Source organism: Microseira sp. BLCC-F43 (assembly GCF_041929235.1).
GTDB lineage: Bacteria > Cyanobacteriota > Cyanobacteriia > Cyanobacteriales > Aerosakkonemataceae > Microseira.
In genome coordinates, this window is sequence record NZ_JBHFNP010000352.1 from 1 (window position 1) to 14,856 (window position 14,856).

Sequence of the window (14,856 nt, forward strand, 5' to 3'; positions counted from 1 at the left end):
TAGGATGCTTCAACACGTAGATAGTTATTCCTACTTACAATTTAATTTTAACACAAAGACCACGGTGGTTAAAACCACTCGTGTCGCACACCGACCAGCACTAGAGTGACTGAGTTTCCCGCATACCGCGAGGTCTTATGATCGATCGCTCTTTGCCTGCAATTTGCGATCCCTGTGCTGGACTTGATACCATAATATCTGTCTCCCATTTTTTGGGGTATTTTGGCGATCGCCCTTTTGTTTGCGAGACTGGGGGGCGATCGCTTTTGGGTTATGAATTAGTTTACGGTGTTATACCACCTTCTGTCAAGCATGGGGTTAGTTAGAGTAAAAGTCAGAGAACTAGCGGCAGAGAAGGGCTGGACATTTAAGGAAGTTGCCGAACGCTCCGGGGTGGTTTACAACACTGTTAAACACTATGCGCGCTGTCCGGGAATGTCCACGGTTGACTTTATTTCGCTAAAAAAGCTAGCTCGCACGTTTGATGTGATGATTGAGGACTTGGTGGAGATAGTGGAAGAGTAGGTAAATGCCTACGGTAAGCGCGTGCGATCGCGCTTGACTAGAGTTTCTGACGCGCGATCGCTCTCTTAGATCGGTCTAAAAACAGGCGGTCCCTTTTAAGCAAAAATTTCCGCAACGGCAATCGCTGTATTTTTACTGTTGGAAAGGAACTAGCTCTACGTACTCACATCTGTAATTGTGGCATTTTCTTTTATTTTTTTATAAGCTCTCAGCCAATTTAAACAGCGTTTAGGACCTAGCTTATTTTTTAGATCTTCTAGGGATTTGTAAGAACGCCTAGCCCTAATTAGCTTGGCGTATCCAGACTTTATTCCTGGGATTGAAGTAAGATCCGAATTGGTATTGTTGAGAAATTCTATGAACTCTTTGACATCCTGTTCTGTAATGTCCTGTGGGTAAATCTTGGTTTGCTTGTATGATTTCAGCCAGTTCAAAGAACGCTTGACGCCAAGTTTCTTTTGGATATCTTCGAGTGAAGTGTAAGGACGATGTTCTGCAATTAGCTTGGCATATCCAGATTTGATTCCTGGGATTAAAGTTAGATCGTATCTCTTATTGTTGAGGATCTCTATAAATTCCCTAACGTCTTGAGGATCAATTACAATTTCATTTAGCTTTGATTGTAAAATTATTTGAGCAATAGCCTTCTCTGCTACTGATTTTTCAGCGGCAATAATAAATATCCAAAGTCGTTCTAGATCTGCTGCAATCGCAGCTTGGTAAATTGGCAATCCCGTTAACAGATGGTATTTTTCTTCTTCATCAGTGAGACAAGCAATTGGGATAGAGAAGTTAAATCCCCAATCCTTCAAGTGACTAGAAACATTTGCCAGGGTATCTTTTGAAGTCCCAGAATCTTGTGCAAATACTTCTATCTGGTTTAAAGCCACCAGGTAAGGTTTCGTTTCAATTCCACGGTAAAAACTAACCATCTTATCTTGCCACAACCCTTTCTATTGCATCAATTTTTTCTACTAACTTTTCGGTTAATTCTGAAAACTGCCTAGCCACTTTGCCAGCGTCTCGACAGCTTTCTGCGTATACAGAGAGGGGTTGTCGCTTCAGGGAAGCTTTACCAACATATTCTGACCGTTCAATTGTTGGCAAAATTGGAATTTCTCTAAATCTTTTCTCTACTAATTCTCTGACAATGTTATTCAAATTCGACCTTTTTTGAGTCATCATAGGAACAATGCCAAGAATGGTTCCCCGCTCACTACTAACCTCTTCTCGAATATCTTGCGCTCGTCTTATGGGAGTTTTAATACCATTGACTGAGAGGTACTCCATCTGTGATGGAATTATTAGATATTTAGCAGCAAACAATCCATTACGTGCAATATTGGTAGAACTTGCTGGTGTATCAATAATTACATAATCGTAGTCATTTGCCATACCTGATTTCTGTAGTGCCCTGTTAAGCCTATTTTGGGGATATGTTAAATCTGCGATCGCCGTATCATTAGTTTTATCACTGCTAGGTAAGACATCAATCTTACCTCCATAGCCAGCTATATCAAAACGTGTATTAAACGGACTCGGTTTTATGTATTCCTTATAGTCGAAAGTATCTAGATCGCAGTTCCGTAAAAATTCTACCAGCTCTTTCCTATTTGTAAAAGATTCCAAAATTTTTTCATATTGTTCTAAACTGGAAGCATTGTCAAATTCATCTGCATAGTTAACTCCCAAAGATAAGCTAGCATTAGCTTGATCGTCTAAGTCTATCACCAAAACTCTTTTCCCCTGCCTGGATAACTCATAGGCAATATTTACAACTAAAGTGGTTTTACCAACTCCTCCCTTAGAGGTGTAAACTGCAATTGTTCGCATTTTCACTGATTCCAAAAATTTTATCAAAAAATATGATATCGGTTGAACTTTTTCTGGATATACTATATGATGCTTACACTTTAACCTGGATTTTCCTTGTATATATTCATATATTTCAACTAAAAATGGGTCTATTAACACCCCAAATCTTATACGTGAATGTCGAAGGTACATATCTAATTGAAATCGAGCATTCTCATCAATCGGAGTATTCGCTGTCTTTACCTCAATTAAAAAGTTGACATACCTACTGAAATCTTCCACTAGAAAATCCACGTGTTTTGTATTAACGCCTTTTTTGTTTGACTTAGGCACTTTGATATTAAACTCTGGATGCCAGTGAGAATAACCACTTTTACGTGGTAAACCTGCCATCTCCAACATTGTTTGAACTAAATGCAGAGACACATAAGCTTCATCATTCCAATGGGAAGATATTTGAGACATACCTAAGTTTTAATATTTACCCTAGTTCCCTTTACAGATTTTGTATCAAAAATCCCCCGCCCACTGGCGGGGGATTTTTTCAATTACCTAAAACGAGGTGATTCAGCCGATTACATCAACCGAACTTACCAGCAGTAGAGGCAATCAAGAAGGCAGCGTAGGTCACGAAGTAGCCAACGGTAAAGTGAGCTAGACCAACCACACGCGCTTGAACGATGGACAGAGCAACAGGTTTGTCCTTCCAGCGAACCAGGTTTGCCAGAGGAGTGCGCTCGTGTGCCCAGACCAAGGTTTCGATTAACTCTTGCCAGTAACCGCGCCAGCTAATCAGGAACATGAAACCAGTCGCCCAAACTAGGTGTCCCAACAGGAACATCCAAGCCCAGACTGACAGGTTGTTCGTGCCGTAGGGGTTGTAACCGTTGATCAATTGGCTGGAGTTCAACCAGAGGTAATCCCGGAACCAACCCATGAGGTAGGTAGAGGACTCATTGAACTGAGCCACGTTACCTTGCCATACACACAGATGCTTCCAGTGCCAGTAGAAGGTGAGCCAACCAATCGTGTTGAGCATCCAGAACATCGAGAGGTAGAAGGCATCCCAAGCGGAGATGTCGCAAGTACCGCCACGACCTGGGCCATCGCAAGGGAAGGCATAGCCGAAGTCCTTTTTATCGGGCATCAGCTTCGATCCGCGCGCATCCAACGCACCCTTGACCAGGATCAGGGTGGTGGTGTGCAGACCTAGCGCGATCGCATGGTGTACCAGGAAATCGCCAGGACCAATTGTTAAGAACAGCGAGTTAGTACCAGCATTGATTGCATCCAACCAACCGGGTAACCAAACGTTACCGCTGTTGGGCCATGCGGTGGTGGCAATGCTATCTGGGTTAGACAGCAGGGTGTTGAAGCCGTACAGCACCTTACCGTGGGAAGCCTGAATGAACTGGGCAAACACCGGCTCGATCAGGATTTGCTTTTCAGGAGTACCGAAAGCAACTACTACGTCGTTGTGGACGTACAGACCCAGGGTGTGGAAGCCCAAGAACAAGGACACCCAAGACAGGTGAGAAATGATGGCTTCTTTATGTTGCAGTACCCGATCCAATACGTTGCCTTTGTTAGCTTCTGCATCGTAGTCCCGCACCAAGAAGATTGCTCCGTGGGCGAAAGCACCGACCATCAGGAAACCAGCGATGTACTGGTGGTGGGTATAAAGTGCCGCCTGTGTGGTATAATCCTGCGCCAAGAAAGCGTAGGGTGGCAGCGAGTACATGTGTTGAGCGACCAAGGAAGTGATGACGCCTAAGCTAGCTAGAGCCAGAGCCAGCTGGAAGTGCAGCGAGTTGTTAAGCGTGTCGTACAGACCTTGGTGAGGCAGGTTGAATTGCCCTTCGCTCTTGCCACCGATCAAACCCGACTTCGAGTTCAGCATTTCTTTAATGCTGTGACCGATGCCGAAGTTGGTGCGGTACATGTGACCGGCGATGATGAAGATGACTGCGATCGCCAGGTGGTGGTGAGCCATATCGGTCAACCACAGCGATTGCGTTTGGGGATGGAAGCCACCCAAGAACGTCAGAATTGCCGTTCCTGCACCGTCAGCCGTGCCGAACAGGTGAGCGGTGGTATCCGGATTCTCAGCGTAAACGCCCCAGTTGCCGGTAAAGAAAGGAGCCAAACCAGCTGGGTGAGGCATGGTGGACAAGAAGTTATCCCAACCCACGTGCTGACCGCGAGATTCGGGGATAGCAACGTGAACCAGGTGACCCGTCCAAGCCAAGGAACTGACGCCGAACAAACCAGCTAAGTGGTGGTTGAGGCGGGGTTCAGCACTCTTGAACCAAGACAAGGAAGGACGGAACTTGGGTTGCAAGTGGAGCCAGCCAGCAAACAGCATTACTGCTGCCAGAATCAGGAGGAATATCGAACCTTGGTAAAGGTCGTTACTCGTCCGCATCCCGATGGTGTACCACCACTGATACAGACCCGAGTAAGAAATGTTCACCGGATAAGCAGCAGTAGATTGGGTAAACGCATCCACAGCTGGTTGACCGAATTGGGGGTCCCAAATCGCGTGAGCAATGGGACGGACGTTTAGGGGATCTTTGATCCACTGTTCAAAGTTACCTTGCCAAGCCACGTGGAACAGGTTGCCCGAAGCCCACAGAAAGATGATGGCGATGTGACCGAAGTGGGAGGCGAAGATCTTTTGGTAAAGATTTTCCTCCGTCATGCCATCATGGCTTTCAAAGTCGTGAGCCGTAGCAATCCCGTACCAAATCCGACGAGTAGTCGGGTCTTGAGCGAGGTCTTGACTAAACTTGGGGAATTTGGTTGCCATAGTCTTACTAAATCCTCCTCGCCCTTATAAAGAAAGTGACCGAGCCAGGAAGAATGCCCAGGTTGTGGCAATTCCTCCCAAGAGGTAGTGAGCTACACCCACCGCACGTCCCTGAATGATGCTCAGAGCGCGAGGTTGGATTGCAGGCGCCACTTTTAACTTGTTGTGCGCCCAGACGATGGATTCGATTAATTCTTGCCAGTAGCCGCGACCGCTGAACAAGAACATCAAGCTAAACGCCCACACGAAGTGCGCTCCCAGGAACATCAGGCCATAAGCTGACAGCGCTGAGCCGTAGGAGTTGATTACCTGAGAAGCTTGCGCCCACAGGAAGTCCCGCAGCCATCCATTAATTGTGATGGCACCTGCGGCGAAATTACCGCCGGTCACGTGAGACACCGTACCATCGGGTAGAACGGTTCCCCACACATCCGATTGCATCTTCCAGCTGAAGTGGAAAATCACAATAGATAGGGAGTTGTACATCCAGAACAGACCCAGGAAGACGTGGTCCCAACCAGAAACCTGGCAGGTGCCGCCCCGTCCCGGACCGTCGCAGGGGAAGCGGAAGCCCAGATTAGCTTTGTCAGGGATGAGGCGAGAACTGCGAGCAAACAGCACGCCTTTGAGGAGAATTAATGCCGTGACGTGGATGGTGAAAGCGTGGATGTGGTGAACCATAAAGTCCGCCGTTCCTAACGCAATCGGCATCATCGCCACTTTACCGCCGACTGCGACAATGTCACCGCCGAAGGCATGGCTAACCGTAGCCAGCGCGTTGGGCGCTGTATTGCCGGGAGCCAGGGTGTGGATATTTTGTACCCACTGGGCGAATACGGGTTGTAGCTGAATTGCCGTATCCGAGAACATGTCTTGGGGACGACCCCAGGCACGCATTGTGTCGTTGTGGACGTATAAACCGAAGCTGTGGAAGCCCAGGAAAATACATACCCAGTTGAGGTGGGAAATAATCGCATCCCGGTGACGAATCACCCGATCGAGCAGGTTGTTGACGTTCTGCGCCGGATCGTAGTCGCGCACCATGAAGATCGCGCCGTGAGCTGCACCGCCAACGATACAGAAGCCGCCGATCCACATGTGGTGGGTGAACAGGGATAGTTGGGTGGCGTAGTCCGTCGCCATGTATGGATAAGGAGGCATCGCATACATGTGATGGGCAACGATGATGGTCAGCGAACCCAGCATGGCTAAGTTAATAGCCAGTTGAGCGTGCCAAGAAGTGGTGAGGATTTCGTAGAGACCTTTGTGACCTTCTCCGGTGAAGGGGCCTTTGTGGTTCTCTAGAATTTCCTTCATGCTGTGACCGATGCCCCAGTTCGTCCGGTACATGTGACCGGCGATGATGAACAGGACAGCGATCGCTAAGTGGTGATGTGCCGTATCCGACAACCACAAGCTGCCAGTTACCGGGTTCAAGCCGCCCTTGAAGGTGAGGAAGTCAGAATAAACTCCCCAGTTCAAGGTGAAGAAAGGCGTCAACCCTTGGGCGAAGCTGGGATACAACTCTGCCATCTTGCTTGGGTCCAAAATGAACTCGTGAGGCAGGGGGATATCCTTGGGTGCTACGCCAGCATCCAGCAGTTTGTTGATTGGCAGAGATACGTGAATTTGGTGACCGGCCCAACCCAGGGAACCACAACCCAGCAATACTGACAGGTGGTGATTCATCATCGACTCCACATTCTGGAACCATTCCAGTTTGGGAGCGCGCTTGTGGTAGTGGAACCAGCCAGCAAACAGCATCAAAGCTGCCATTACCAACCCACCGATAGCGGTGCAATATAGCTGGTAGCTGTTGGTGAAGCCGGAGGCGCGCCACAGATAGAACAGACCCGAAGTGATCTCAATCCCGTGGAACCCGCCGCCGACATCGGCGTTGAGAATTTCTTGACCTACGATAGGCCAAACAACCTGGGCACTGGGTTTAATCCCAGTCGGGTCGGCTAGCCAAGCTTCGTAGTTGGAGAATTTAGCGCCATGAAAATACATGCCGCTAAGCCAAACGAAAATAACTGCGAGGTGACCGAAGTGCGCGCTGAAGATTTTGCGCGATACATCTTCTAGGTCACTGGTATGACTGTCGAAATCATGGGCGTTGGCGTGCAGGTTCCAAATCCAGGTGGTGGTTTTGGGTCCCCGTGCCAGGGTACGGTCGAAATGACCTGGTTGTCCCCACTTTTCAAATGAAGTAGGTACCGGATCTTTATCGACGACTACCCTTGCCTTTGCCTCACGCTCTGGAGGACTAATCGTCATGCAAGACTCTCCTCTCTCTAGCTTTACAAGGATCGAGAGTGAACCCGTCAAGGTCGGGTTGTTGGGGGTTGTTGATCGAAACCCTCCGCCTTATTAGGCAATATAACGGTGGTTACAGAATTTAGCAAATTGTTACCCTCTGTTACATTGCTGGCAAAGGTTTCTGTTGATGAATTATAGGTCTAGCCTTCCAATATGTTTCACGGAAGTTAACAATAATTCAAAGAAGCTCAACCGTAAGCCTGTTCTGGCTTTTAGTTGGATGTCATGGCGAAAAAGTCAAGGGGGTTTTTGATTGAGTTTACAAAACTCAATGATTGAATAAAATTAATCTTCACATTTTGTCGAGTTGGGCGATCGCTCTTGGGTTACCAGATAAAGGTGAGGAAGGTTGAGCCTTTTGGGCTATAGTCTGCTATGGACAGCTTGTAGAGCGGGTTAGATCGAGGCAGATTCACTGAATAAATGACGGCAACAGGGTGGGTAGGTGCTGATTATTGCCGCTTACCGCATCAATTTTGTTGGCAGCTAAACCAGACTCTACAGGGCTGTGGTTCGATATTGGTCGTTTAGGAGTACTAGCAGCGTGATTGATATAAACTGGCGGCGGAAGCTTTGGCGATCGCTACTAACATCGATAATGGCAATCGTTCTGATATGGGGCGCGTTTGGGTGTAGTTCGCGCACTTCCACACCCCCACCACCCGAGGTGCCCAAATCTGTACCGGCGAAAGTCCAACCGAAGATATCCGAAGCTTCGCCCCCCGCAGTCATTCAACAATTGCGTCAGGAACTGGATAAATACCAGCCACAAGTCAAAATACTGAGTCCTCAACCCGACGAGGTGCTGCAAGATAATACTGTCACCGTCCAATTTCAGGTTCAAGATCTGCCCATCTTCAAAAACGCAGATCTAGGTTTGGGGCCGCATCTCCACGTCTTCTTAGACAATCAACCTTACCAGGCAGTTTATAACGCTTCGGAACCACTGGTGTTGGAAGATTTACCCCCCGGCACCCATACCCTGCGCGTTTTTGCTTCCCGTCCCTGGTACGAAAGCTTCAAAAACGAGGCAGCTTATGCCCAAACCACATTTCACATTTTCAGCAAAACCGATGAAAATAATCCCAACCCAACCTTGCCGCTGTTGACCTACAGCAGTCCTCAAGCGAGCTATGGAGCCGAGCCAATCATGCTCGACTTCTACCTTACCAACCAGCCGCACCTCGCAGCCCAAGAAAATCCCGGTATTGGTCAAGTGCGAATTCGCTGCACGATTAACGGCGAAAGCTTCACCCTCGACCAATGGCAGCCAATTTATCTCAAAGGCTTTAAGTCAGGAAAGAACTGGGTACAGCTAGAGTTACTCGACGAACAGGGTAACCCGATCAAAAATGCCTTCAACAACACGATTCGCGTCATTAACTATAACCCAGAAGGCAAAGATACTCTTTCTCAGCTAGTACGGGGCGAATTGTCAGCTGATGATGCTCGTGGCATAGTCGATCCTGGCTACGTTGCCAAAGAACCAGCGCCTACTCCAACTCCAGAGGCAACACCCACACCGACTCCAACTCCAGCAACAGGTGCAACAGAAACACCCACACCGACACCAACTCCAACCCCAAGCGCAACCCCAACTCCAGCACCAGCTGCAACACAAACGCCTACACCGACACCAACCCCCGTCGCAGTCCCGTCACCTGCGCCTACCGTTGAACAAACACCCGCAGTTCAACCACCTCAAGAGAAACTGCCTCAAGTTGAGCCAACTGCTTCTAAACCAATAGAAAAAGAGGAACCGCCTCAAGTTGAGCCAAGCAAACCATCTGAAACAGAGCCAACTGCTTCTAAAAAAATAGAAGAGCCTAAATCGGATGGATTTTACAGTCGCTTCCCCCGTCCAGGTGCTGCGGAAGCCACTCCCTCACCCGCACCGCTGGCAACAGAACCCAAACAGGTGCAAAAACCAAAATTCGGCGGATTCTTTAATTTCTTCCGGCGTCAACCTGCTGTTATGCCTTCACCTTCGCCCAGTTTGACGCCAACGCTACCGGAAGTAATTGTTACACCAACACCTGCACCGGCAGCAGCTAAAGCCGAGCCTTCAATACCAGAAACTTTGCCAGAAGTCAAGCCTTCTATTTCTCCTCAGCCGTCTTTAGAACCAACTACTCCTGTAGAAGAAAAACAGGCAACTGACCAAACGAGCGAAACTAATACCCCTGTCGATACAGAGGAGACAACTCAGCCAGAACCAGAAGCAACACCAGAATTAGAGTTGAAGCTTCCCAGTGAATCAACAGAACCATCTGCACCAGGGAAACAAGCAACACCAGAATCAGAGTTGAAGGTTTTCAGTGAATCAACAGAACCATCTGCACCAGGGAAAGAAGCAGAAGCACCAACAACGCCAGAACCATCAGAAACTCAGACACCTGAAAAAACGACGGGTGTTCTAACAGAGAGTTGATTGAATCGGGTAGGGTGGGCAATGCTCACCCTGCTGGAGGGCGATCGCACTCCCCCTCAAACTGCCGCTAAAGTAAAGAAGTCAAGACTTACGCACGTCGAGGGCATCACCTTTGTTTCTGCTGGATTTATTCTCAAGCCAGAAGGGCAAGAAACCCGGCTTGATGATTATGTAGAGGAGGTTAAGTTTTGCTGGCAAGATAGCTTTAAAAGTTCTGGTAATGAATGGCAATATCCAAAGGTTTGGCTGGTTGAAGAATATACTGTAAAGTTATATAATGAGGACATGAATTTAGAGCATTGTGAACGAGGTAATCGCATACAAAGTAAAGTTAAACGTGAGCTAATCAGGCATCTGCGTCAATCCTATCTACTTGGCTAAGGATACATTAATTACCAACAGGATATTCCGCTTCTGGAATACTGCTAATCGGCTTACTAAACCAGAGAATTTTGGATAAAATTAGGGGGGATAAATGCAAGTGAGGAAAGTCCAAGAATAGGCGGCGTAACTGATGAAAACCGACAAGGCTTTGCATGTGAGAGGAATAATCCTCCTGATCTTGATTAATTTGGTAGCGGCTACGACTTATCCACTGACCAAAGACATCGTTAGTAGTCTTTCACCAAGTGTATTGATAGCTACGCGTTTTGTAATAGCGGCGTTTTTTTTTGCTAGGAATTTACGAAATCTAAATATACTGCTGCTTCGCGATGGTGCGATTCTGGGACTTTTGCTGTTCCTCTATTTGACGACCGAAACAATTGCCCTTAAGACCATACCGGTAAATCGAGCCGTATTCATTGTGAGTCTAAGTGCACTGCTCGTGCCTTTGCTGGGGTGGTTAAATGGTCAACGCATATTACTGAGAACGTTTCTGTCTGCTGGATTAGCAGCGCTCGGGATTGGCGTAATGTTTTGGGAAGGAGGAGGACTGGGAGTTGGCGACCTGTTAATGTTGGGTGGTACTGTTTTTTATGCACTCTATACTCTATTCTTGGAGAAAGTCACACTAAATCACCCTGCTTTATCACTCACCAGTGTCCAACTGTTATGTATTGCGGGACTGGGAGCATTGTGGTCTAACTCGCGAATCATGACAGAGTTTGATGCAATTAACCAGCAATGGGGACCAATTCTCTATCTGGCACTGGTAGCAACTGCTGCCATCATCTGGCTGCAAACTTTAGCACAACGTTGGGTTTCAGCAAATGAAACTGCTTTACTCTACACAATTGATCCTATATTCTCCGTAATCTTCTCGTTTTGGCTACTGGGTGAACAGCTAGGTATACGAGGACTACTTGGCGCAGGTTTTGTTCTGGCTGCTCTTGTACTAAGTCAAGGCTTTCAGGGGACTGAGCAGCCTAGCGACGTACAAGTTAATGGGTCGGCTATTGCAGAACTGTTATCGGCTGATATTGAGTCAATTAATGTTCCAGCGACCCTTGTGACCCCTAACCTTGTGGAATTGGAATTAGATTCGTAATCTGTACTAGGAAAAAAAATGGACATGGGCAGCGATATTTTCATACAACAAACCGAGAAAGGCAGAGGCGTTTTCGCTGGCAGATTCTTCCGTAAAGGTGAGACTGTGGTGGTTGGACACCGAGTCAAGATCCTGCCAGAAAGAACTATTTACTCCTTCCAGATGGACTTTGACCTGCATGTAGAATTAGATCAACCGGCAGAATTGATCAATCATTCTTGTAGCCCCAACACGGGGGTGCGGAATAACCAATTCGGAGGCTACGATTTCGTAGCCTTGGTTGATATTCCTGTAGGCAGCGAGATTACATGGGACTACGAAACAACCGAGTATTCTTTCATTGACATTCCAAGATGTTATTGTGGATCGCCTCAATGTCGATTAAAGCCTCGTGGATTCAAATTTCTCCCTGCCGAAGTCAAGAAAAAGTACGGTGAGTTTATCGCCGATTACCTAAAGGTAACCGCAGTTTAAAACTGCACCCAGTTTCAGGTTGGAGATGGAGGTATGGCTCTGGCATGGGGTTGACTTTAGCTACTAACGTAAGTTGCTAGTTACATCCAACGACGCTGGTAATGGGTAATGGGTAATTGGTAATTGTCACGATTCCACCCCCAATGAATCGAATTAGCAATTACCAATTACCAATTACCAATGTGACAACAAGCTCAAATTCTGAGGCAAGCGCTCGGGACTAAAGTAAACGTTCGTAGTAAGGACTTTAGTCCTTTCAAGCATCCGGAAGAATTAACAAACGTAGAATTTTTTCTACATCATCGATTTCACCCACTATCTTTCGTACAGGTCGAGGCCAAATTTTGACAATCGTGGGTGTAGCAGATACCTGAGCAGCTTCTGCTTGCTCCGGATGCTTTAAAACATCAATCACTTTCAAAGTATAAGGTTGATGGAGCGACTGTTCCAAAAGCTGGTGCAAATTCTGAAGAATTCGCTCGGTAGCCGCATTGTAACCAGAAACAAAAAGGCGCAGCACATATCCAGGAGTTTCGGGCATTTCAGGCAGGTGCGAGTATTGTTCTGGTTCCCAACGCGGGTAAAAACCGTTTTTTTCAAATTGCACTACCAAGTCGTGTTCTTCCCACAATTGCGGGAAGTCCTCGCGATAAGTTCCCAACACCATAGGATCGCAATGTTCCTCTTGCCAAGGAGCAGTTTGCCAGACCAAATCCCGCATTTGAAAAATAGCGTTCAGCAGCGCTTGATGACGCAGAACAGGTGGGTAAGCTTCCGCAAAAATCTGCACTTGCTGCGTGCGAGGATTTAACGAGCGATCGATCGTAGCCGTGTAGCAGGGTACTAAAAAATGGGGTGGCTCTGGTAGAGATAAAATTTCCTGCAACGCCGCACACAAATGCAGATGCCATCGATTTTGCTTGTTGGGGTCAATGCAGTAAATTAAATCTCCCCCTGGGGTGAACAGCGCAATACCTTTGAAAAATTGTTCTTTGTCAGTAGTCATTAGTCAGTTGTTAGTTGTGTACGAGTAAGTTTGACTAAACATCCATATCAATAAATCGACAATTGTTATAAACTTGCCCAAGTCATATCATGTCATTAAGCAAAGGTAGTGCAAGTGTTTTTGATACTGTAGGCGTGGGTTTTACCAATCAATCCGTGGAACCACGAGATATTTCGTTAAACCCGCCCCTACAACAAGCAAAGTATAAATAAACCCGCCCCGCAACTGCGTTACCAATGAACCAAACATAATATCAGTAGGATTTAGGCAAAGAAACCAGGTTTCTCGGAAAAATAGTCGATTTGTCAGCTAGAGATAGACTCAGAAACCAGGTTTCTCGGAAAAATAGTCGATTTGTCAGCTAGAGATAGACTCAGAAACCAGGTTTCTCGGAAAAATCGTGGATTTGTCAGCTAGAGATCGACTCAGAAACCGGGTTTCTCGGAAAAATCGTGGATTTGTCAACTAGAGATATACTCAGAAACAAAGGTGATGGCATCGTCGTGGGTAAGTCCTGAGTTGTTTTTTCGATAAAATAACCCCAGGCGAGATACCTGGGGCTATTTGCTGACAAGATAGATAATTATACGCGACCTCGGAGGAACTGAGCCATCTCGTTCGGAGTCGGGGACATTTCCAAGGCAATTTCTTCGGTGATGCGACCGTCTTGATACAGCTTGAGCAGAGATTTATTCATCGTAGTCATGCCGTCGAATTCAGAGCGGTTCATGATCAGCGTAATTTCATCGTACTGACCCTCTTTGATATATTCTTTGACAGAATCAGTATTGATCAGAATGTCGTGGAAAGCTGCACGCTTACCATCGGTTGTTTTGCACAATCCTTGGGCAATTACTGCTACCAAGGATTCGGACAAGGCAACTCGCATTGAATGCTGTTCTTCCGCCGAGTAAAGGTTGAGAATCCGCTCGATGGTTTTGACGGCGCTGTTCGTGTGCAGCGTTCCCATTACTAAGTGACCCGTTTGCGCTGCTTTGAGGGCGGTGTTGACGGTTTCTTTATCCCGCATTTCACCCACCAGAATCAAATCTGGGTCTTCCCGCAAGGCAGCTTTGAGAGCGTTGTCAAACTTGAGGGTATGCATCCCGACTTCCCGTTGCTTAATCAGCGACTTGCGGCTTTGATGGACGAATTCAATCGGGTCTTCAATGGTGATGATGTGCTTCGCCATCTCTTTATTGATATAGTCGATCATCGCCGCCATTGTGGTGGATTTACCAGAACCCGTTGGTCCGGTCACCAAAATCAGTCCCTTGTGATAGTGGCAAATATCTTTGAAGATTGCGGGTAAGTTTAACTGCTCCATTGTCAAAATTTTGACCGGAATCAGCCGCATCACCATTGCTGGACCGCGCAGCGAGCCAAAGATGTTAATCCGCACGCGGGCGAAGTCGTATTGCGTCGCACCGTCAAAGTCTAAGTGGTCTTGAAAGCGACGAATTTCGTCATCGGTCAACACTTCCCGCAGCCAGCTGGAAAACGTAGCTTCGTCAGTTACGGGCCATTCTGTGCCAATAATGTCCCCCCGATGGCGGAAGCGGGGTGGTTCTGCTACACCCAGGTGAATGTCTGAATATCCCTGCTCAAAGGCTTTTTTTACAATTGTCTCTAGAGTCGGTTGCCCTGGTGGAAGACCTGTAGTTTTAGGTGTTGCTGGAGCGGCTGCGGGCGCTGCGGCTGGGGGTGGAGAAGCTTGTTTAACAGCGGCAGCAGGGGCTGTTTGTGCGGGCGGCGGTGATGTGGGTGGGGGTGCGGCTGCCCCTGGAGTCCGGGGCATTGTGGGCGGTACACCCATCGTGTTGGTTGGATTCGGATTCCGAGGTATTCCCGGCGGTGGGGGCGGCGGGGGGGTGGCTCCTGGAGTCGGCTGTCCCATGGGCATGGTTACAGTGCGATCCGTTGGCTGCTGATTGAGGTTAGCAGCCCCATCGGGGGTGGGGCGAGGTGGGGGCGGCGGTACGGGCGGA

At 47.6% G+C, this 14,856-nt stretch carries 13 protein-coding genes; 6 read left to right on the forward strand and 7 right to left on the reverse strand.

Annotated elements, in window-relative coordinates; all coding sequences use genetic code 11:
- Window positions 1-137 precede the first annotated feature (137 nt).
- Entirely contained in the window at window positions 138-326 is a 189-nt protein-coding gene (locus ACE1CM_RS46570) for a hypothetical protein (protein ID WP_374886437.1), read from the forward strand.
- Window positions 313-525: a helix-turn-helix domain-containing protein gene (locus tag ACE1CM_RS46575; RefSeq protein WP_374886438.1), complete on the forward strand. Its 213-nt coding sequence runs from the start codon at window positions 313-315 to the stop codon at window positions 523-525. The genes ACE1CM_RS46570 and ACE1CM_RS46575 overlap by 14 nt, the downstream gene beginning before the upstream one ends.
- Window positions 526-680: 155 nt before the next feature.
- On the opposite strand, the gene ACE1CM_RS46580 is transcribed toward ACE1CM_RS46575, so the two are convergent.
- The 5 genes from ACE1CM_RS46580 to ACE1CM_RS46600 form a co-directional block, all read right to left on the reverse strand.
- Entirely contained in the window at window positions 681-1,457 is a 777-nt protein-coding gene (locus ACE1CM_RS46580; RefSeq protein ID WP_374886439.1) for a hypothetical protein, read from the reverse strand.
- Window position 1,458: 1 nt separating this feature from the next.
- A complete protein-coding gene (locus tag ACE1CM_RS46585; RefSeq protein ID WP_374886440.1) occupies window positions 1,459-2,805 on the reverse strand; it encodes a ParA family protein in 1,347 nt (448 codons plus the stop codon).
- 115 nt (window positions 2,806-2,920) lie between these two features.
- The gene (gene psaB / locus ACE1CM_RS46590; protein WP_374886441.1) at window positions 2,921-5,149 is read right to left on the reverse strand and encodes a photosystem I core protein PsaB; all 2,229 of its coding nucleotides are present in this window, start codon (window positions 5,147-5,149) and stop codon (window positions 2,921-2,923) included.
- Between the two features lie 24 nt (window positions 5,150-5,173).
- Window positions 5,174-7,426 (reverse strand): photosystem I core protein PsaA, encoded by a 2,253-nt coding sequence (gene psaA, locus ACE1CM_RS46595; protein WP_374886442.1) that lies wholly within the window; start codon window positions 7,424-7,426, stop codon window positions 5,174-5,176.
- 540 nt (window positions 7,427-7,966) lie between these two features.
- Window positions 7,967-8,200 (reverse strand): hypothetical protein, encoded by a 234-nt coding sequence (locus ACE1CM_RS46600; protein WP_374886443.1) that lies wholly within the window; start codon window positions 8,198-8,200, stop codon window positions 7,967-7,969.
- 7 nt (window positions 8,201-8,207) lie between these two features.
- Here ACE1CM_RS46600 and ACE1CM_RS46605 point away from each other — a divergent pair, with 7 nt between their 5' ends.
- The 4 genes from ACE1CM_RS46605 (at window position 8,208) to ACE1CM_RS46620 (ending at window position 11,862) form a co-directional block, all read left to right on the forward strand.
- Window positions 8,208-9,899, forward strand: coding sequence for a hypothetical protein (locus tag ACE1CM_RS46605; protein WP_374886444.1), 1,692 nt, complete (start codon window positions 8,208-8,210; stop codon window positions 9,897-9,899).
- Window positions 9,900-9,920: 21 nt separating this feature from the next.
- Window positions 9,921-10,280 (forward strand): hypothetical protein, encoded by a 360-nt coding sequence (locus ACE1CM_RS46610; protein ID WP_374886445.1) that lies wholly within the window; start codon window positions 9,921-9,923, stop codon window positions 10,278-10,280.
- 133 nt (window positions 10,281-10,413) lie between these two features.
- Window positions 10,414-11,388, forward strand: a complete 975-nt coding sequence (locus ACE1CM_RS46615) for a DMT family transporter (protein ID WP_374886446.1) — start codon at window positions 10,414-10,416, stop codon at window positions 11,386-11,388.
- A gap of 18 nt (window positions 11,389-11,406) precedes the next feature.
- Window positions 11,407-11,862, forward strand: coding sequence for an SET domain-containing protein (locus ACE1CM_RS46620; protein ID WP_374886447.1), 456 nt, complete (start codon window positions 11,407-11,409; stop codon window positions 11,860-11,862).
- Between the two features lie 256 nt (window positions 11,863-12,118).
- Here ACE1CM_RS46620 and ACE1CM_RS46625 read toward each other — a convergent pair whose 3' ends face one another.
- Entirely contained in the window at window positions 12,119-12,868 is a 750-nt protein-coding gene (locus ACE1CM_RS46625) for a circadian clock KaiB family protein (RefSeq protein WP_374886448.1), read from the reverse strand.
- A 583-nt stretch (window positions 12,869-13,451) separates the two neighbouring features.
- Window positions 13,452-14,684 carry a type IV pilus twitching motility protein PilT gene (locus tag ACE1CM_RS46630; RefSeq protein WP_374886509.1) on the reverse strand — a complete coding sequence of 411 codons (1,233 nt, stop codon included), beginning with the start codon at window positions 14,682-14,684 and terminating at the stop codon, window positions 13,452-13,454.
- Window positions 14,685-14,856: the final 172 nt, after the last annotated feature.

Excerpts from the sequence above, each read along its gene's own strand:
- psaA (WP_374886442.1), bottom strand. The coding sequence starts at position 7,426 with ATGACGATTAGTCCTCCAGAGCGTGAGGCAAAGGCAAGGGTAGTCGTC.
- ACE1CM_RS46610 (WP_374886445.1), top strand. The coding sequence starts at position 9,921 with ATGCTCACCCTGCTGGAGGGCGATCGCACTCCCCCTCAAACTGCCGCT.
- ACE1CM_RS46575 (WP_374886438.1), top strand. The coding sequence starts at position 313 with ATGGGGTTAGTTAGAGTAAAAGTCAGAGAACTAGCGGCAGAGAAGGGC.
- ACE1CM_RS46615 (WP_374886446.1), top strand. The coding sequence starts at position 10,414 with ATGAAAACCGACAAGGCTTTGCATGTGAGAGGAATAATCCTCCTGATC.
- ACE1CM_RS46600 (WP_374886443.1), bottom strand. The coding sequence starts at position 8,200 with ATGACTGCGGGGGGCGAAGCTTCGGATATCTTCGGTTGGACTTTCGCC.
- ACE1CM_RS46625 (WP_374886448.1), bottom strand. The coding sequence starts at position 12,868 with ATGACTACTGACAAAGAACAATTTTTCAAAGGTATTGCGCTGTTCACC.
- ACE1CM_RS46585 (WP_374886440.1), bottom strand. The coding sequence starts at position 2,805 with ATGTCTCAAATATCTTCCCATTGGAATGATGAAGCTTATGTGTCTCTG.
- psaB (WP_374886441.1), bottom strand. The coding sequence starts at position 5,149 with ATGGCAACCAAATTCCCCAAGTTTAGTCAAGACCTCGCTCAAGACCCG.
- ACE1CM_RS46630 (WP_374886509.1), bottom strand. The coding sequence starts at position 14,684 with ATGGGTGTACCGCCCACAATGCCCCGGACTCCAGGGGCAGCCGCACCC.
- ACE1CM_RS46580 (WP_374886439.1), bottom strand. The coding sequence starts at position 1,457 with ATGGTTAGTTTTTACCGTGGAATTGAAACGAAACCTTACCTGGTGGCT.
- ACE1CM_RS46620 (WP_374886447.1), top strand. The coding sequence starts at position 11,407 with ATGGACATGGGCAGCGATATTTTCATACAACAAACCGAGAAAGGCAGA.
- ACE1CM_RS46570 (WP_374886437.1), top strand. The coding sequence starts at position 138 with ATGATCGATCGCTCTTTGCCTGCAATTTGCGATCCCTGTGCTGGACTT.